Origin of the sequence: Pseudomonas sp. NBRC 111131, from assembly GCF_001320525.1 — a bacterium.
GTDB lineage: Bacteria > Pseudomonadota > Gammaproteobacteria > Pseudomonadales > Pseudomonadaceae > Aquipseudomonas > Aquipseudomonas ceruminis.
Window position 1 is genome coordinate 63,165 of record NZ_BCBH01000006.1, and the last position, 17,663, is coordinate 80,827.

At 62.0% G+C, this 17,663-nt stretch carries 19 protein-coding genes; 12 read left to right on the plus strand and 7 right to left on the minus strand.

All coding sequences use genetic code 11. The features are described from left to right. Positions 1 to 7 precede the first annotated feature (7 nt). The 3 genes from APH34_RS08080 to gdhA all read left to right on the plus strand — a co-directional run bounded on the left by APH34_RS08080 (position 8) and on the right by gdhA (position 3,849). Entirely contained in the window at positions 8 to 400 is a 393-nt protein-coding gene (locus APH34_RS08080; protein ID WP_054900660.1) for a hypothetical protein, read from the plus strand. 162 nt (positions 401 to 562) lie between these two features. After that, on the plus strand, positions 563 to 2,230 hold the full coding sequence (gene ettA / locus APH34_RS08085) for an energy-dependent translational throttle protein EttA (protein ID WP_025754696.1): 1,668 nt from the start codon (positions 563 to 565) through the stop codon (positions 2,228 to 2,230). 278 nt (positions 2,231 to 2,508) lie between these two features. Next, positions 2,509 to 3,849 (plus strand): NADP-specific glutamate dehydrogenase, encoded by a 1,341-nt coding sequence (gene gdhA, locus APH34_RS08090; RefSeq protein ID WP_054900781.1) that lies wholly within the window; start codon positions 2,509 to 2,511, stop codon positions 3,847 to 3,849. A gap of 53 nt (positions 3,850 to 3,902) precedes the next feature. On the opposite strand, the gene APH34_RS08095 is transcribed toward gdhA, so the two are convergent. From APH34_RS08095 to APH34_RS08110, 4 genes are all read right to left on the minus strand, one after another. Beyond that, positions 3,903 to 4,400: a GreA/GreB family elongation factor gene (locus tag APH34_RS08095; RefSeq protein WP_054900661.1), complete on the minus strand. Its 498-nt coding sequence runs from the start codon at positions 4,398 to 4,400 to the stop codon at positions 3,903 to 3,905. Positions 4,401 to 4,466: 66 nt separating this feature from the next. Next, entirely contained in the window at positions 4,467 to 4,823 is a 357-nt protein-coding gene (locus tag APH34_RS08100; protein ID WP_054900782.1) for a hypothetical protein, read from the minus strand. A 109-nt stretch (positions 4,824 to 4,932) separates the two neighbouring features. Beyond that, a complete protein-coding gene (locus APH34_RS08105; RefSeq protein ID WP_054900662.1) occupies positions 4,933 to 6,786 on the minus strand; it encodes a DUF4105 domain-containing protein in 1,854 nt (617 codons plus the stop codon). A gap of 71 nt (positions 6,787 to 6,857) precedes the next feature. Continuing rightward, the gene (locus APH34_RS08110) at positions 6,858 to 7,346 is read right to left on the minus strand and encodes a DUF3015 domain-containing protein (RefSeq protein ID WP_054900663.1); all 489 of its coding nucleotides are present in this window, start codon (positions 7,344 to 7,346) and stop codon (positions 6,858 to 6,860) included. Between the two features lie 252 nt (positions 7,347 to 7,598). On the opposite strand from APH34_RS08110, the gene APH34_RS08115 reads away from it, so the two are divergent. The 5 genes from APH34_RS08115 to APH34_RS08135 all read left to right on the plus strand — a co-directional run bounded on the left by APH34_RS08115 (position 7,599) and on the right by APH34_RS08135 (position 12,319). After that, the gene (locus tag APH34_RS08115; protein ID WP_054900664.1) at positions 7,599 to 10,037 is read left to right on the plus strand and encodes a Lon protease family protein; all 2,439 of its coding nucleotides are present in this window, start codon (positions 7,599 to 7,601) and stop codon (positions 10,035 to 10,037) included. A 163-nt stretch (positions 10,038 to 10,200) separates the two neighbouring features. Next, a complete protein-coding gene (locus tag APH34_RS08120) occupies positions 10,201 to 10,539 on the plus strand; it encodes a hypothetical protein (RefSeq protein WP_054900665.1) in 339 nt (112 codons plus the stop codon). 155 nt (positions 10,540 to 10,694) lie between these two features. Continuing rightward, on the plus strand, positions 10,695 to 11,183 hold the full coding sequence (locus APH34_RS08125) for a TIGR00645 family protein (protein ID WP_003247486.1): 489 nt from the start codon (positions 10,695 to 10,697) through the stop codon (positions 11,181 to 11,183). Between the two features lie 127 nt (positions 11,184 to 11,310). Continuing rightward, on the plus strand, positions 11,311 to 11,616 hold the full coding sequence (locus tag APH34_RS08130; RefSeq protein WP_054900666.1) for a DUF6482 family protein: 306 nt from the start codon (positions 11,311 to 11,313) through the stop codon (positions 11,614 to 11,616). An 85-nt stretch (positions 11,617 to 11,701) separates the two neighbouring features. Beyond that, positions 11,702 to 12,319 (plus strand): FKBP-type peptidyl-prolyl cis-trans isomerase, encoded by a 618-nt coding sequence (locus tag APH34_RS08135; RefSeq protein ID WP_054900667.1) that lies wholly within the window; start codon positions 11,702 to 11,704, stop codon positions 12,317 to 12,319. Positions 12,320 to 12,345: 26 nt separating this feature from the next. Here APH34_RS08135 and APH34_RS08140 read toward each other — a convergent pair whose 3' ends face one another. The 3 genes from APH34_RS08140 to APH34_RS08150 form a co-directional block, all read right to left on the minus strand. Continuing rightward, complete coding sequence (locus APH34_RS08140; protein WP_054900668.1) at positions 12,346 to 12,591, minus strand: hypothetical protein; 246 nt, start codon at positions 12,589 to 12,591, stop codon at positions 12,346 to 12,348. An 83-nt stretch (positions 12,592 to 12,674) separates the two neighbouring features. Then, entirely contained in the window at positions 12,675 to 13,016 is a 342-nt protein-coding gene (locus tag APH34_RS08145) for a zinc ribbon domain-containing protein YjdM (RefSeq protein ID WP_008092017.1), read from the minus strand. 181 nt (positions 13,017 to 13,197) lie between these two features. Then, positions 13,198 to 14,166, minus strand: coding sequence for a polyprenyl synthetase family protein (locus APH34_RS08150; protein WP_054900669.1), 969 nt, complete (start codon positions 14,164 to 14,166; stop codon positions 13,198 to 13,200). Positions 14,167 to 14,411: 245 nt separating this feature from the next. Here APH34_RS08150 and rplU point away from each other — a divergent pair, with 245 nt between their 5' ends. The 4 genes from rplU (at position 14,412) to proB (ending at position 17,646) form a co-directional block, all read left to right on the plus strand. Beyond that, on the plus strand, positions 14,412 to 14,726 hold the full coding sequence (rplU, locus tag APH34_RS08155) for a 50S ribosomal protein L21 (RefSeq protein ID WP_003247466.1): 315 nt from the start codon (positions 14,412 to 14,414) through the stop codon (positions 14,724 to 14,726). Between the two features lie 38 nt (positions 14,727 to 14,764). Continuing rightward, a complete protein-coding gene (gene rpmA, locus APH34_RS08160) occupies positions 14,765 to 15,022 on the plus strand; it encodes a 50S ribosomal protein L27 (RefSeq protein ID WP_023382395.1) in 258 nt (85 codons plus the stop codon). Between the two features lie 190 nt (positions 15,023 to 15,212). Then, entirely contained in the window at positions 15,213 to 16,439 is a 1,227-nt protein-coding gene (gene cgtA / locus APH34_RS08165) for an Obg family GTPase CgtA (RefSeq protein WP_054900670.1), read from the plus strand. Positions 16,440 to 16,527: 88 nt separating this feature from the next. Next, a complete protein-coding gene (gene proB, locus APH34_RS08170) occupies positions 16,528 to 17,646 on the plus strand; it encodes a glutamate 5-kinase (protein ID WP_054900671.1) in 1,119 nt (372 codons plus the stop codon). Positions 17,647 to 17,663 lie beyond the last annotated feature (17 nt).

Below are 17,663 nucleotides of genomic sequence, written 5' to 3' on the forward strand. Positions count from 1 at the left end.
TTCGGTTTTGGTTACTCACTTTTCCACCAATGGCCTCGATTCCGCCTGCGGGCGCAGCAGTCAGACCCTTGTCAGCACTGCCGTGACCGAGGACGTATCCTGCAAGTCGTGCCAGCGTTCGCTGGTCAAACCTGAGGCGTCGGCCTCGAAAAACAAGACGCCGTCGCTGGCCGAACTGCGCAAGACCGCCAAGGCGGCTGTAGAGCCGGCTGAGGCTGTAGCGGCAGTGAAACCGGCTGCCAACGCCGTGAGCAAGCCGGCCGCCCAGTCGGCCAAGGCTGCCGAACAGCCTGCCCGTCAGGGTGGCTTCAGCGTGAAATCCGCCTGGGCCGCGCGCCTGGCCGAGCAGGGCGACCGCTGCCGGTTGCCGCGGGGCAAGACCAAACAGCGGCACGTCTGATGCCTGGGGGCCTGTACTGGCCCCGTCCGACCACCCTGTGCAACGCCGCGCGTTGGCGTAGAATGGTCGACTTTGTTCAATGACTTCCCGTAAACACATCCGCCTGGCCATTTGGCCGGGGCGATCGTCGATGTCTTTACCTATCTGATAGAGGGCTTGGTTTTGGCTCAATACGTCTACACCATGCATCGGCTGAGCAAGGTCGTTCCGCCGAAGCGGGAAATTCTCAAGAATATTTCCCTGTCGTTCTTCCCAGGCGCCAAGATCGGCGTCCTCGGCCTGAACGGCGCGGGTAAATCGACCCTGCTGCGGATCATGGCGGGCGTCGACAAGGAATTCGACGGCGAAGCTCGTCCGATGCCTGACATCAACGTTGGCTACCTGCCCCAGGAACCGCAACTGGACCCGAACAAGTCCGTGCGCGAAGTGGTGGAAGAAGCGGTCAGCGTGATCAAGGACGCCCAGGCGCGCCTGGACGAGGTCTACGCTGCCTACGCCGAACCTGACGCCGACTTCGACAAGCTGGCCGCCGAACAGGCCAAGCTCGAAGCCATCCTGCAGGCCGCCGACGGCCACAACCTGGAGCGTCAGCTGGATGTCGCCGCCGACGCCCTGCGCCTGCCGGCCTGGGATGCCCGCATCGAGCACCTGTCCGGTGGTGAAAAGCGCCGTGTAGCCCTGTGCCGCCTGCTGCTGTCGGCCCCCGACATGCTGCTGCTCGACGAACCGACCAACCACCTGGATGCCGATTCGGTCGCCTGGCTCGAGCGCTTCCTGCACGACTTCCCCGGTACCGTGGTGGCGATCACCCACGATCGTTACTTCCTGGACAACGTCGCAGGCTGGATCCTGGAACTGGACCGCGGCGCCGGTATCCCGTACGAAGGCAACTACTCGGGCTGGCTGGAGGCCAAGTCGGACCGTCTGGCGCAGGAATCCAAGCAGCAGAGCGCCCACGAGAAGGCCATGAAAGAGGAACTGGAATGGGTGCGCAAAGGCGCCAAGGCCCGCCAGTCCAAATCCAAGGCTCGTCTGCAGCGCTTTGAAGAAATGCAATCGCAGGAATTCCAGAAGCGCAGCGAGACCAACGAGATCTACATCCCGGCCGGCCCGCGCCTGGGCGACAAGGTCATCGAGTTCAAGAACGTCACCAAAGGCTATGGCGACCGCGTGCTGATCGACAACCTGTCGTTCGCCATGCCCAAGGGCGCCATCGTTGGCGTAATCGGCGGTAACGGTGCCGGTAAGTCGACCCTGTTCCGCATGCTGATGGGCAAGGAACAGCCGGACTCGGGCAGCATCGAGATCGGTGAAACCGTGCAGCTGGCCTGCGTGGACCAGAGCCGCGAAGACCTGGACGGCGCCAAGACCGTGTTCCAGCAGATTTCCGACGGGTCCGACATGATCCGCATCGGCAACTACGAGATCCCATCGCGTACCTACGTTGGCCGTTTCAACTTCAAGGGCGGCGACCAGCAAAAGTTCGTCAAGGACCTGTCTGGTGGTGAACGTGGCCGTCTGCACCTGGCCCTGACCCTGAAGGAAGGCGGCAACGTACTGCTGCTCGACGAACCGTCCAACGACCTCGACGTCGAAACCTTGCGTTCGCTGGAAGAAGCCCTGCTGGACTTCCCAGGCGCCGCGATCGTGATTTCCCACGACCGTTGGTTCCTGGACCGGGTGGCGACGCACATCCTGGCGTACGAAGACGACTCGAACGTGGTGTTCTTCGAGGGCAACTACACCGAGTACGAAGCTGACCGCAAGAAGCGCCTGGGCGACGCCGCTGCCCAGCCGCACCGTGTACGGCACAAGAAACTGGCCCAGTAAGCCGGTTTTAGCTGCACAACAATGGGGCCCTCAGCGGCCCCATTTTTGTGCCTGTCATGATGGGGTGGTATCAGGGTTTGTGCCGCTCATTGTGGTAGCGGGCTTGCCCTGCAAAGAGACCAGGCCTGCCCGCAGACAGCTAATATTTTGTATACATTTATATAAACTGCACCAAATAATTTCAAAAAAACGACATCGCGCCCTATTCCAGTGCGATTGCTTCTTGGTACATTCCAGAAAAAACCAATAAGTCCAATCCTCTTGGTGAGATGTCTACCATGATCGAATCTGTCGATAACTTCCTCGCGCGCCTGAAGCAACGCGACCCGGCCCAGCCCGAATTCCACCAAGCTGTGGAAGAAGTGTTGCGTAGCTTATGGCCGTTCCTCGAAGCCAACCCCCATTACCTGCAGGCCGGTATCCTCGAGCGCATGGTTGAGCCCGAACGCGCTGTGCTGTTCCGCGTGTCGTGGGTGGATGACCAGGGCAAGGTCCAGGTCAACCGTGGCTACCGCATCCAGATGAGCAGCGCGATCGGCCCCTACAAAGGCGGCCTGCGCTTCCACCCGTCGGTGAACCTGGGCGTGCTGAAGTTTCTGGCGTTCGAGCAGGTGTTCAAGAACTCCCTCACCTCGTTGCCCATGGGCGGCGGCAAGGGTGGCTCGGACTTCGACCCCAAGGGCAAGAGCGATGCCGAAGTCATGCGCTTCTGCCAGGCGTTCATGAGCGAGCTGTACCGCCACATTGGCGCCGACCTTGACGTGCCGGCCGGTGACATCGGCGTGGGTGCCCGCGAAATCGGCTTCCTGTTCGGTCAGTACAAGCGCCTGGCCAACCAGTTCACGTCGGTGCTGACCGGCAAGGGCATGACCTACGGCGGCAGCCTCATCCGCCCGGAAGCCACTGGCTACGGCTGCGTGTATTTCGCCGAAGAAATGCTCAAACGCCAGAGCCTGCGCATCGATGGCCGTCGTGTGGCCATCTCCGGTTCCGGCAACGTGGCGCAGTACGCTGCGCGCAAGGTGATGGACCTGGGCGGCAAGGTGATCTCGCTGTCGGACTCGGAGGGCACCCTGTACGCCGAAGCGGGCCTGACCGATGAGCAGTGGGATGCGCTGATGGACCTGAAGAACGTCAAGCGTGGCCGCATCAGCGAGTTGGCCGGCCAGTTCGGCCTGGAGTTCCGCAAAGGCCAGACGCCGTGGAGCCTGGCGTGCGACATCGCCCTGCCATGCGCCACGCAGAACGAGTTGGGCGCCGAAGACGCTCATACCTTGTTGCGCAATGGCTGCATCTGCGTCGCCGAAGGCGCCAACATGCCGACCACCCTGGAGGCTGTGGATATCTTCCTGGAGGCGGGCATTCTGTATGCCCCGGGCAAAGCCTCCAACGCCGGTGGCGTCGCTGTATCGGGCCTGGAGATGTCGCAGAACGCCATGCGCCTGCTATGGACTGCCGGTGAAGTGGACAGCAAGCTGCACAACATCATGCAGTCGATTCACCATGCGTGTGTGCATTACGGTGAAGAGGCTGATGGCAAGATCAACTACGTGAAGGGCGCCAACATCGCAGGCTTCGTGAAAGTGGCTGATGCGATGCTGGCTCAAGGCGTGGTCTGATCGCGCACTGCCGTCCTTTCGCGGGGTGACCCGTGAAAGGACGGCACGCGTGTTCAGGATTCACTTTCGATAACGACCACCTCGATCATCTGATCCCCCGCCGGTCGCCGCCACATCACCTCGTCCCCTTGGCCGGCACCGAGCAACGCGCGCCCCAGCGGTGACCCCCAGTTGATCAGCCCACGGCCGGCATCGGCCTCATCTTCCCCGACCAGTTGCACCCGCTGTTCCTGGCCCTGTTCATCCAGAAATCTGACCCAGCTGCCAATCTGCACCTTGCGGCTGGACGTCGCGGCGGGCACCACCTGCGCGCTCTGGACCCTGGCAGTGAAGTAGCGCAGGTCCCGTTCAGTCTCGGCCAGGCGCTGCTTGTCGGCCCGATCTCCCTGAGCGTGCAGCTCACTGCGCAACGCATTGAGCTCGGCCACGCGCTCCTGCAGTTGGCGCAGGCCACTGGCGGTGACGTAGTTGGGTTGGTCGCTGACGCGTCGCTCCACCGGCTGGTCGGCTTGTGCAGCGGCTTGGTCTTCGTTGACGAATGCGCGGCTCATGGAGGCCTCCTTTTGCTGGAGACCATGGTGGCAGGCCGGTCGTTTCACTGGATATCTGTTTGCGACCTACTCATGGCGATAGGCACGGGCGGCGCCGCGGTCCTTCTCCTGCTGCCACTCGCGGTCGCGTTCGTCCCAGAAACGCTCGTGGTATTGGCGTTGCTCTTCGCTGTTCTGCATCGCGTGGCATTGGCGAAAGCCGTCGTCCCATCCGCTTTCGTACTGGCGGTTGTGCAGGTAGCGCGCCACGTCCTTGCGAAAATCGCCGACCATCAGCCCTGCGGCCTGGCGACCGCTGCTGCAGCCATCCTCAAACCCGTCGGCGTAGGCGGGAGGGTAACCTTGGCCGAGCATCTGCTCGTGGGTGGTTTCGCAACCTGCCAGCACCAAGGCAACGCATAAGCCGAACCAGTACCGCGACATGACCACTAGACCCTCTGAGTAATGCCGTAAAGTCTAGGTGGCCATTTGTCGTGGAGCTGTCAAAACAGTGTCAAAGCGTTGGTGGTTTCTGTTGTAAGGGCTGGCCCTATCAATAGTGGTACCACTTGAGTTCGAGCATCACTTCATTCTGCGCCGTCGCCAGATGGCTGAACTCCCGCGAAGCACTCAGCCTCAGGCCCAGGTTCTGGCTGACCTCCCACTGCTGGTTCAGGCTCACGCTGCGCCGTACTTCGCCATTGGTGAAGTAGTCGCCCTTGGCCTCCAGGGTCAGGTTGCCCAGCCCGTTGCGCCATAACAGCCCGCCATTGAAGCCAGCAGCCGGGGCGATGAACTGGGCGAAGTCGTTGTGGTGCTCGACCCGCACAGTGCCCAGGGCGAAGCCCAGCAAGCCGTCAGCCAGTTGCCAGGTCCCCCCGGCACCACCGTTGACGTGGCTCACCAACACCTCGTCATCATGCTTGCCAGGCACGCGCTCCAGGCCGCCCGCCACCTGCCATGACCAAGGCTTGAGCAGCTCGTTGCGCGGTGTCAGCGAGCGAATGGTGGCCAGGTCCAGGCGCTGCACCTGCCAGTCGTTGCCTTCGTACTGGCGCAGCTTGAGCTGGAGGATCTCGATCTGCGCGCCGAGCGGGAAGCCATAGGCGTTGTCGTTGAGGTCGTGATAGGCCATGCGCAGGCCGTATTCGGCATAGGCACGGTTCTCGCGTGTACCGACACCGAGCTGCCAGGTGCGTGAGTCGTGACCATCCTCGGGCAGGCCGGGGCGTTCGATCTGCAGGGGCGGCGGCGGGTTGCGGTTGATTGCCCGCAGCAATTCGAAGCTGCGCCCCGCCTGCCCGGGGTCGCGGGCCTGGCCGTTGGCACGGTAGCGCTCCAGGCGGTACGCAGCATCCTGCACCAATGCCTGGCGGTCGCGGGGCAGGGCGGTGAACTCAGGGCTTTGCAGTTGTGTGGTGTCGGCACTGACGGCCAATACCTGGCGTTTTTCGTTGTGGTCCAGCGGTTCGGCACGGGCCAGCAGCTCGCGTTCGCGCGAAGGGCGGTAGATTTCGCTGGCGACCAGGCCCGATTGCTTCACCGCCTTGACCGTGTCGGTGGGGATGGCGGTGAGCGGGAACTGCGAGGTGAGGTCCAGGCTTGGCCGGGCCACCTGTAGCAGTTCCAGCAGGCGATACGAGCAGTTTTCGTCGAAGAAGAAATAATCGAACTGGACCTGCTTGAGTTCCCACACATGCTCGACCATGCGCCCGGTTTCTTCTGGCGTCAGGTCCAGTTGGTATTCCCACAGGTCGCGGTTTTCCAGGCTGCGGTATTCGGAGAGCTTTTCCTGGTACGGCATCAGCGCGAACAGGCCAGGGTAGCCGCCCATCAGGCCCTTCCAGGCATACAGGATGCTGTTGTCGCTGCCTTCGATGTAGGCGCCGAAGTTGATCGCGTAACTGAGCAGCGTAGTGTCGTCGCTACGGGTGTTGGACTGGTCGATACGCAGCAGGGTATGGCCGAACATCGACGAGGGGCTGTTCAGGTAGGCCGCCGGGAAAATCAACGCCGCGCTGTGCGGGTCGACCGACTGGTACCACGTCTTGAATTCCTGGCAGTCCGGCTGCGGCAGGTCCTGCAGGTCGAGCTGTTCACGCAGCCAGCGGGTGCGTGCGGGGAAGACGCACTGGGCGTGCTTGTCGCCCAGGCTGGCTGGGGCGTACAGCGCCGCTACCGTGGCCTGCAGCTCTTGGTCCGGGTGGTGTGCGCCATCCTCGGCGAGGAAGAATTTGCGGTCGTCGACATAGCTTCGCCACCCGCCGAGCTTGGCGGTTTCATAATGGCCCAAGGCTATCCAGTAAGGGGTGTTGGCCAGTTGCTGGAGACGACCTTGATCCAGCACGGCTGCAGCATGAACGGGGGCGCAGGCACACAGCGCCAGGTAAGCGAGGCGTTTGAGCATGTCGGGCAACTACTTCTAAACGATGCCGAAAAAGGCGAAACCCGCCCCGCAAGGGGCGGGAGCAGCTGCGCTTAGGCCTCTGTCGCGTACTTGGCCAGGCGTGGGTCGTTTTTCAGAACGGCCAGGGTGTTGCTGTGGACAGTCTCGGCAGTCACGTCGGCGCTGCTGAAGATCTGGTTGAAGTGCTGGTGGGTGACCGAGTTGAAGTAGACGCGGTCTTCCGGCGCCACACCCAGCACTACGGCGTAGGTGGTCAGCGCTTCGCCCTGGCCCATGGCCATGTCTTCGGACAGTTCGTTCATCATGCCATTCATGGCGAACCAGGACTTACCGCCATAGGTCAGCGAGGCCTTGGTGGAGCAGCCGTTGGTACCGGAGGTCATGCCGAAGGTGGCGTTGCCGGAGGTGCCGTTGGTGGTGGAGGCGAGGAAGTGAGCCGGTGTGCCGCGCTGGCCTTCGAACAGCATGTTGCCCCAGCCGCAGTTCGGGCCACCTGGCGCTTCCGCCAGGGCGTTGAGGGAAACCACGGTGAACAGAGTACCCAGAAGAATCCGTTTCATAGCATTTGTTCTCTATTTGTCTTAACCAAGGGTCAGGGTTTCTGGCAACTCGGTTGCCAGGCGGGAAAGCGTTTCACCCACCCGCGCAGCTTGGAGTTTAGGCACGATCTAAAGGTTGCGTTGTTGATTGCGAAAAATTTGCTCCTGTATCGGTCATCGTGGCTGCGACATAAAGTCCCGCCGAGCCTTGCAAGGCGCGCGCGGGCAGCGCCAGAATGCTGCGTATCTGCCCCGCCGAAGTAAGGAAACCCAATGCCCGATCCTGTCGCTGCGCGCCTGCGTCTCGCGCCTGAAGCCCTGACCCGGCGTTTCTCCCCCGAGCAGTTTGCTTTTACCCATACCGACGATCTGGAGCCGTTTCGCGGTGTTCTGGGCCAGGAACGTGCTGTCGAGGCCCTGCAGTTCGGCGTGGCCATGCCACGCCCTGGCTATAACGTGTACGTGATGGGCGAGCCCGGCACTGGCCGCTTCTCGTTCGTCAAACGCTACCTCAAGGCCGAAGGCAAGCGTCAGCAGACCCCGGCCGACTGGGTTTATGTCAATCACTTCGACGACACCCGCGAACCGCGGGCGCTGGAGCTGCCTTCGGGCAGCGCTGCCGAGTTCATTGCCGACATGGGTGGCCTGATCGACAACCTGTTGTCGACCTTTCCGGCGGTGTTCGAGCACCCGTCCTACCAGCAGAAGAAGGGCGCCATCGACCGCGCCTTCAACCAGCGCTACGACCGTGCCCTGGATGTCATCGAGCGCGCTTCGCTGGAAAAGGACGTGGCCCTGTACCGCGACGCCAGCAATGTGGCCTTCACCCCGATGGCCGACGGCAAGGCGCTGGACGAAGCCGAGTTTGCCCAACTGCCCGAGGAGGTCCGCGAACAGTTCCACGAGGACATCGCCCTGCTCGAGGAGCGCCTCAACGAAGAACTGGCCAGCTTGCCGCAGTGGAAGCGCGAGTCGAACAACCAGCTGCGCCAGCTCAACGAAGAAACCATTACCCTGGCCTTACAACCGCTGCTGGCCCCGCTGTCGGAAAAGTACGCCGAAAACGCTGCGGTGTGCGCCTATCTGCAATCGGTGCAGTTGAACCTGCTGCGCACCGTGGTCGAGCAACTGGTCGATGACAGCAAGACCGACGCCGCCGCGCGCAAGCTGCTCGAGGAGCAGTATGCCCCCAGCCTGGTGGTGGGCCACCATGCCGACGGCGGGGCGCCGGTCGTGTTCGAACCGCACCCGACCTACGACAACCTGTTCGGTCGCATCGAATACAGCACCGACCAGGGGGCGTTGTACACCTCCTACCGCCAGCTGCGCCCGGGCGCCTTGCACCGCGCCAATGGCGGCTTCCTGATCCTCGAAGCGGAGAAGATGCTCGGCGAGCCGTTCGTCTGGGACGCACTCAAGCGTGCCCTGCAGTCGCGCAAGTTGAAGATGGAGTCGCCGCTGGGTGAGCTGGGCCGGGTCGCCACGGTCAGCCTGACGCCGCAGAACATCCCGCTCAACGTGAAACTGGTGATCATCGGTTCGCGTCAGTTGTACTACGCACTGCAAGACCACGACCCGGACTTCCAGGAGATGTTCCGGGTGCTGGTGGACTTCGACGAAGACATGCCGATGGTCGACGAGAACCTCGAGCAGTTCGCCCAATTGCTGCGCACCCGGACCAACGAAGAAGGCATGGCGCCGCTGACCAGCGATGCGGTGGCACGGTTGGCGACCTACAGTGCGCGCCTGGCAGAAAACCAGTCGCGCCTGTCGGCCCGCATCGGCGACCTGTTCCAGTTGGTCAGCGAAGCCGACTTCATCCGCCAACTGGCCAGCGACGAGATGACCGATGCCGGGCACATCGAGCGTGCGCTGAAGGCCAAGGCCACCCGTACCGGGCGCGTTTCGCAGCGTGTGCTCGACGACATGCTCGCCGGCATCATCCTGATCGACACCGAAGGGGCGGCCATCGGCAAATGCAACGGCCTGACCGTGCTGGAAGTCGGTGATTCGGCGTTCGGCATGCCGGCACGCATCTCGGCCACCGTGTACCCGGGCGGCAGCGGCATCGTCGACATCGAGCGAGAGGTCAACCTGGGCCAGCCGATCCACTCCAAGGGGGTCATGATCCTGACCGGTTACCTGGGCAGCCGGTACGCCCAGGAATTCCCCTTGGCAATTTCGGCGAGCATCGCCCTGGAACAGTCCTACGGCTACGTGGACGGTGACAGTGCTTCGCTGGGCGAGGCATGCACGCTGATCTCGGCGCTGTCGCGCACGCCGCTCAAGCAGTGCTTCGCCATCACCGGTTCGATCAACCAGTTTGGTGAAGTGCAGGCGGTGGGTGGGGTCAACGAGAAGATCGAAGGCTTCTTCCGCCTGTGCGAGGCCCGCGGCCTGACCGGCGAACAGGGTGTGATCATCCCGCGGGCCAACGTCGCCACGCTGATGCTCGACGAGCGTGTGTTGCAGGCGGTCGAGAACGGTGTGTTCCATGTGTACGCGGTCAGCCAGGCCGACGAGGCGCTGAGCCTGCTGGTGGGCGAGGAGGCCGGGGTGCTGGACGACAAGGGCCAGTTCACCGAGGGCAGCGTCAACGCGCGGGTGGTCGAACGCCTGCGCGAGATCGCCGAGATGATCAGCGAAGAAGACATCGAGAAGGCGGAAAAGGAACGCCTGGAAGAGGTGATTGCCCAGGCCAAGCCCGCCTGAGTCAATAAATCGGCGCTGGCGGCCATGTGCTACCGTTCAGCGCCGGTTTTCCATCTTTCTGTGCTGTTCTTCTATGCTGGAACTTATGGACGGCATCAGGGTTCAGGATGGAAACGGCCTGGGGTTTTCAGGCTGATCAGGGCTCATTGCAGGGGACGCGGCCATGCGCAACCTCAGCCTTACTCGCCAGTGCCTGGGCCTGGTGACTCGCATTGAATGCAGCATTCGTCCGCTGGCCGGGGACAACGGCATGTGGACGTTGCTGTTCGCCGCCGGCATGGCCGGTGAACAACCCTCTGCCATCAAGGCCCAGGGGCCATTCCATGGGCCCATGGTCGCCGAGTCGGTGCTCAATGCCATCGTCGACAGCCTGACCCTGCACGGGTACCAGGTGTCGGACGGGCCGCAGATCTGGTGCCTGCATTTGCAGGCGCAACTGCGTCGTATCAATGGGGAGCGCTGCCGCAACCTTGGGGATTACCAGTTCCATCCCGAAACCTGAGATTGCCCCTCGCCACGACGCAGCACCGGTGGGCAGCCGGCATGGCGGCCATTGGGCTACGCAGCAGGCCCCTGCAACCCAGGCTTTTGCTGCAACAGGTGGCTGGCTATACTCGCCGTCGTTTTTTTAGTCACCTGACGAGTCCCAAACCCTCCATGGAACGTATTCTCGAAAATGCGATGTATGCCTCGCGCTGGCTGCTCGCCCCTATCTACTTTGGCCTGTCCCTCGGCCTGCTGGCCCTGGCGCTGAAATTCTTCCAGGAAGTCGTCCATGTCCTGCCCAACGTCTTTGCCCTGAGCGAAGCCGACCTGATCCTGGTGATCCTGTCGCTGATCGACATGTCGCTGGTCGGCGGCCTGTTGGTGATGGTGATGATCTCTGGCTACGAGAACTTCGTCTCGCAGTTGGACATCGACGAAAGCAAGGAGAAGCTCAACTGGCTGGGCAAGATGGACTCCTCGTCGTTGAAGATGAAGGTGGCCGCCTCGATCGTGGCAATCTCCTCCATCCACCTGCTGCGGGTGTTCATGGATGCACAGAACATCTCCACCGATTACCTGATGTGGTACGTGATCATTCACATGACCTTCGTGGTGTCGGCGTTCTGCATGGGGTACCTGGACAAGCTCACCAAGCACTGAGTAATGGCATGCCTGCACCGCCCGTTCGTTGCAAAACGGACGGGCGGTGGCGTTTTTGGCTTGTGCTTTCTGCGGGGCTGTACGAAAAATGAGCACTCATGCGTGGTTCCAGCAGCGAGGTGCTCCCATGAACCTGCATCAGCTCAATACCGAGGCCAGGGCCGGCCATGTCAATGAGCTCAACCTGATTGCCATCGAAGGGGGCGATTACCTGCTCGAAGCCCGGGTCGATGGGCGCGCCCAGCCACTAGCTGACAACCATGGCAAACGCCTGCGCGTGCGCTCCGTGGAAGAAGCGCGCGAACTGTTGAAGGCTGTGCCGATGGTGTCGATGAACCTGTTGCATTGGTCGGTTCAGGACGAGATGTGCGGCATGGGCCAGCACCCTGAAGAAGACCTCAAGGTACCCATCTCGCCACGTTCGGCCTGGTAGCTGCTCGCAGCGTCCCAGTGTGCTAGGCTGCTCGCCCTTTTCATCAAGGGCGCGGCTGCACTGCGCCCTGCAGTGGAGCACGACAATGTCCGAACTCAACTTGTCCACCGACGAAACCCGCGTCAGCTACGGCATCGGCCGTCAGCTGGGTGGCCAACTGCGTGACAACCCGCCACCAGGTGTTAGCCTCGAAGCCATCCTGGCTGGCCTGACCGACGCCTTCAATGGCGCCGACAGCCGCGTCAACGAAGCCGACCTGTCGGCCAGCTTCAAGGTCATCCGTGAAGTGATGCAAGCCGAAGCTGCCGCCAAGGCCGAAGCCGCTGCGGCCGCTGGCAAGGAATTCCTGGTCGAGAACGCCAAGCGCGAAGGCATCACCACCCTGGCTTCGGGCCTGCAGTTCGAAGTGCTGACCGCCGGCGAAGGCGCCAAGCCGACCCGCGAAAGCAACGTGCGTACCCACTACCACGGCACCCTGATCGACGGCACTGTGTTCGACAGCTCCTACGATCGTGGTCAGCCGGCTGAATTCCCGGTCGGTGGCGTGATCGCTGGCTGGACCGAAGCCCTGCAACTGATGAACGCGGGCAGCAAATGGCGCCTGTACGTGCCGAGCGAGCTGGCCTACGGCGCCCAAGGCGTTGGCAGCATCCCGCCGCACAGCGTGCTGGTGTTCGACGTCGAGCTGCTCGACGTTCTGTAATGCCTGTGAGGCCGGCGCTGCCGGCCTCAATTCCAATCCGTTCCCCCAGGGCGCAACGCCCGTGCATAGCAGAACAGAAACAGGTTACGCACCAGCTCCTTGAGCACCACAGGCTCACTCGAATTCAGCCCGCTCATGTCCAGGTCGCCCTGGTCACGCAGTTCGTCGAGGGCTTCTTCTTCGAGCACGGCGCATACTTCACCGGTTTCGCGATGAAGGATGCGCAGGTAAGGGTGGGGGCGTTCCAGCCAGGCGTCGATCAGATAAGTCATGGCTATTCTCCTTGGAAAGCGGTTCCAATGAGAATAATTCTTATTATCAGAATAGCAAGCGCCAATTGGCGGTTTTTGTGTAATCAGACCTTACGAACGAATTCCGACTTCAGCTTCATCGCGCCGATGCCGTCGATCTTGCAGTCGATGTCGTGGTCGCCATCGCACAGGCGGATGTTCTTGACCTTGGTGCCAACCTTGACCACCAGGGACGAGCCCTTGACCTTCAGGTCCTTGATCACGGTGACGGTGTCGCCGTCCTGCAGGACGTTGCCGACCGAATCCTTCTTCACCACATCATCGCTGGCCGCTTCGGCTTCGCCGTTGGCCGACCACTCGTGGGCGCATTCGGGGCAGATCAGTTGAGTGCCATCCTCATAGGTGTATTCGGAATTGCATTTGGGACAGGCTGGCAGAGTGCTCACTTGGGTTCCTTAAACAGACAGGCAGTTAAAGGCCCATATTGTATAAGGTTTTAGCCGGGAAATGTTTTGTCTGTACAAAAGCATTCGCGGGACAAGCCCGCTCCCACAGTTACACCTCTGCCTTGAGCTTGGTGAATAACTTGTGGGAGCGGGCTTGTCCCGCGAAGAGGGCGATGGTGGCTTAGTGTGTACGCGCGACTGCAAACTCACTCAGCTCAACCAGCGCATCCCGGTATTCACTGGCCGGCAGCACTTCCAGGCATTGGATGGCCTTGGCGACGTAATCACGCGCCAGTTGCGCGGTGTAGTCCAGCGCACCCGAGGCCTCGACTGCCACGCGAATCTGCTCCAGGTCTTCCAGGCCGCCCTTCTGGATCGCCTGGCGCACCAGTGCAGCCTGTTCAGGCGTGCCTTCGCGCATGGTGTAGATCAGCGGCAGGGTCGGTTTGCCTTCTGCCAGGTCGTCGCCCACGTTCTTGCCCAGGGTCTGCGAGTCGCCCTTGTAGTCGAGCAGGTCGTCGACCAGCTGGAAGGCCACGCCCAGGTGGTCACCGAAGGTGCGCAGGGCTTCGCGCTGTTCAGCGGTGGCGTCGGCCAGCGCGGCGGCGCTGTGGGTCGAGGCTTCGAACAGCATCGCGGTCTTGCCGCGGATGACCTCCATATACACCTCTTCGGTGGTGCTGGCATCGCGCACGCGCGACAGTTGCAGCACTTCGCCTTCGGCGATCACTCGGGTGGCCTTGGAGAGGATCTGCATGACCGGCATCGAGCCCAGCTCGACCATCATTTCGAACGAGCGCGAATAAAGGAAGTCGCCCACCAGTACGCTCGGCGCGTTGCCCCACAGGGCATTGGCGGTGGAGCGGCCACGGCGCATGCCGGACATGTCGACCACGTCGTCATGCAGCAGGGTGGCGGTGTGCAGGAACTCGATGGTCGCCGCCAGCAGGCGCAGGTCATCGCCTTCGCGGCCCAGTGCCTTGCCGCACAGCAGCACCAGCAGGGGGCGCAGGCGCTTGCCGCCGGCAGACGTGATATAGTCGCCGATCTTCGATACCAGCGGCACGCGCGAGGTCAGCTGCTTCTTGATGATCTCGTCGACGGCGCTGAAATCGTCAGCTACCGCGCGGTAGAAGGTTTGGGGTTGCATCGGCTGCTCCATTGAGGTTGCGCGGCATGCTAGGTCGCGGGTCCCGGTGTGTCAAGGCGCCCTGCCTGGGGGCCGGGGCCGGTACTTGCAAGCAAAACCCGGGTTGCGTACAATCGCGCACCCTAACTTCCTGGGCAGCACCTGCCTTACGCAATTGCACCGGGCCGTTCCAGCCCAGTGCAGCCATGCCAGCCAATACTCATCATATAAAGCGCTGGGTGAGCAGGATTATCGGAGAAATACCCATGTCTTACGCAGTAATCGTTACCGGCGGCAAGCAGTACAAAGTCGCTGAAGGTGAATTCCTCAAAATCGAAAAACTGGAAGTCGCTACTGGCGAATCCGTGACTTTCGATCGCGTTCTGCTGGTCGCCAACGGTGAAGAAGTCACCATCGGCGCTCCAGTCGTCGCCGGCGCCAAAGTTGTTGCCGAAGTCGTTTCGCAAGGCCGTCACGATAAAGTACGCATCATCAAGTTCCGTCGCCGTAAGCACCACATGAAGCGTATGGGCCACCGCCAGTGGTTCACCGAGATCAAAATCACCGGTATCCAGGCTTAATCGCTCAGATCCCCTGAATTTATTTGGAGAATTGAACCATGGCTCACAAGAAGGCTGGTGGTAGTACTCGTAACGGTCGCGACTCAGAATCGAAACGCCTTGGCGTGAAGATGTATGGCGGCCAGGTCATCAAGGCCGGCAACATCATCGTCCGCCAGCGCGGCACCCAGTTCCACGCCGGTTACGGCGTTGGCATGGGCAAGGATCACACCCTGTTCGCCAAGATCGAAGGCGTGATCAAGTTCGAGAAGAAAGGCGAGTTCAACCGCCGTTACGTGAGCATCGTCGCCGCTTAATCGCGACGTCGCTCCAGAAGCCCCGTCATGCGACGGGGCTTTTTCGTTTGTGGTGAGCCTCTTGCAAAGCTGTTTGTATGGGCTGCCGGCGTGGGTTTCTACGGTCGTACGGGGCCGCCGCGCTCATTTTTGCAAGAGCCTCAGGTTTTTTAAGTATTCAGCTCGTCGGAAGGCGAGAGGCGGTTTTTGAATGAAGTTTGTTGACGAAGTATCCATTCGGGTCAAGGCCGGTGACGGCGGTAACGGTTGCATGAGCTTCCGTCGCGAAAAATTCATCGAGAACGGTGGCCCCAACGGTGGCGACGGTGGTGATGGTGGTTCGGTCTACATGGTGGCCGATGAAAACCTCAACACCCTGGTCGACTATCGCTACACCCGTCACCACGAAGCCCAGCGCGGCGCCAACGGTGGCAGCACCGATTGCACCGGCAAGAAGGGCGATGACCTGTTCCTGCGCGTGCCGGTCGGCACCACCGTGATCGATGCCTCGACCCAGGAAGTGATCGGTGACCTGGTCACCCCAGGCCAGAAACTGATGGTTGCCCAAGGCGGCTGGCACGGCCTGGGCAACACCCGTTTCAAGTCCAGCACCAACCGTGCGCCACGCCAGACCACTCCAGGCAAGCCGGGTGATCAGCGTGACCTGAAGATGGAGCTGAAGGTCCTGGCTGATGTGGGCCTGCTGGGCCTGCCGAACGCGGGCAAGAGCACGTTCATCCGTTCGGTATCGGCTGCCAAGCCGAAAGTTGCCGATTACCCGTTCACCACCCTGGTACCTAACCTGGGTGTTGTCAGCGTCGATCGCTGGAAGAGCTTCGTCATCGCCGACATTCCGGGTTTGATCGAAGGCGCTTCCGACGGTGCTGGCCTGGGCATCCGCTTCCTCAAGCACCTGGCCCGTACCCGCGTGCTGCTGCACCTGGTCGACCTGGCGCCGCTGGATGGCAGCAGCCCGGCAGACGCCGCTGAAGTGATCATCAACGAGCTGACCCGCTTCAGCCCGTCGCTGACCGACCGTGAGCGTTGGCTGGTGCTGAACAAGTCGGACATGCTGATGGACGACGAGCGCGACGAGCGGGTCAAGGAAGTGGTCGAGCGCCTGCAGTGGGAAGGCCCGGTCTATGTGATCTCGGCCATCTCCAAGCAGGGTACCGAGCAGCTCAGCCGCGACCTGATGCGCTACATCGAAGACCGTGCCGACCGCCTGGCCAACGACCCGGCCTACGCCGCAGAGCTGGCCGAGCTGGACCAGCGCATCGAAGACGAAGCCCGTGCCCAGCTGCAGGCCCTGGACGATGCGCGCACCCTGCGCCGTACAGGCGTCAAGAGTGTGCACGACATCGGCGACGATGACGGTTGGGATGACGATTTCGAGGACGACGAAGACGGCCCAGAAATCATTTACGTGCGCGACTGACCGGTTGCAGTACACTAAACGCCGCTCTTTTGGAGCGGCGTTTTTGTATCTACGGTATCTACAGATTCGACATAGGTTGGAAGAGAAGATGCGAAGCAAGGTGACTGGCGCCAAGCGCTGGGTCGTGAAGATCGGCAGTGCGCTGCTCACGGCGGATGGCAAGGGCCTCGACCGTGGTGCCATGGCCGTATGGGTCGAGCAGATGGTGGCGCTGCGTGAGGCGGGCGTGGAGTTGGTACTGGTCTCCTCCGGGGCCGTGGCTGCCGGCATGAGCCAGCTGGGCTGGACCTCCCGACCGAGCGCGATGAACGAGCTGCAGGCCGCCGCTTCGATCGGCCAGATGCGCCTGGTGCAGGCGTGGGAGTCGAGCTTCGGCGAGCACGGCAAGCACACCGCGCAGATCCTTCTGACCCACGACGACCTGTCTGATCGCAAGCGTTACCTCAACGCCCGCAGCACCCTGCGTACGCTGGTTGATTTGGGCGTGGTGCCGGTGATCAATGAAAACGATACCGTGGTCACCGACGAAATTCGCTTCGGCGACAACGACACCCTGGCCGCGCTGGTTGCCAACCTGGTCGAAGCCGACCTGCTGGTGATTCTCACCGACCGCGACGGCATGTTCGACGCCGACCCGCGTAATAACCCGCAAGCTCAGCTGATCTACGAAGCACGTGCCGATGACCCGTCGCTCGACGCGGTCGCCGGCGGCACCGGTGGTGCCCTGGGCCGTGGTGGCATGCAGACCAAGTTGCGCGCTGCGCGGCTGGCGGCCCGTTCTGGTGCTCACACCATCATCATTGGTGGCCGGATCGAGCGTGTGCTCGACCGCCTGAAGGCGGGTGAGCGTCTGGGGACCCTGTTGTCGCCCGAGCGCGGCATGCTGGCAGCGCGCAAGCAATGGCTGGCTGGTCACCTGCAAACCCGTGGCACCCTGGTCCTTGACGCCGGTGCCGTGCAGGCCCTGCGCCAGGCCAACAAGAGCCTGCTGCCGGTGGGCGTTAAGACCGTACAAGGCAGCTTCCGTCGTGGTGAGATGGTGGTGTGCGTGGGCCCGGACGGCCTTGAAGTGGCCCGGGGCCTGGCCAACTACAGCGCATTGGAAGCACAGAAAATCATCGGCCAGTCGTCCGATGCCATCGAGGCCGTTCTTGGCTACAGCGCCGAGCCGGAGCTGGTGCATCGCGACAACCTGGTATTGGTCTGAGGAAGGAGCGAACGTGC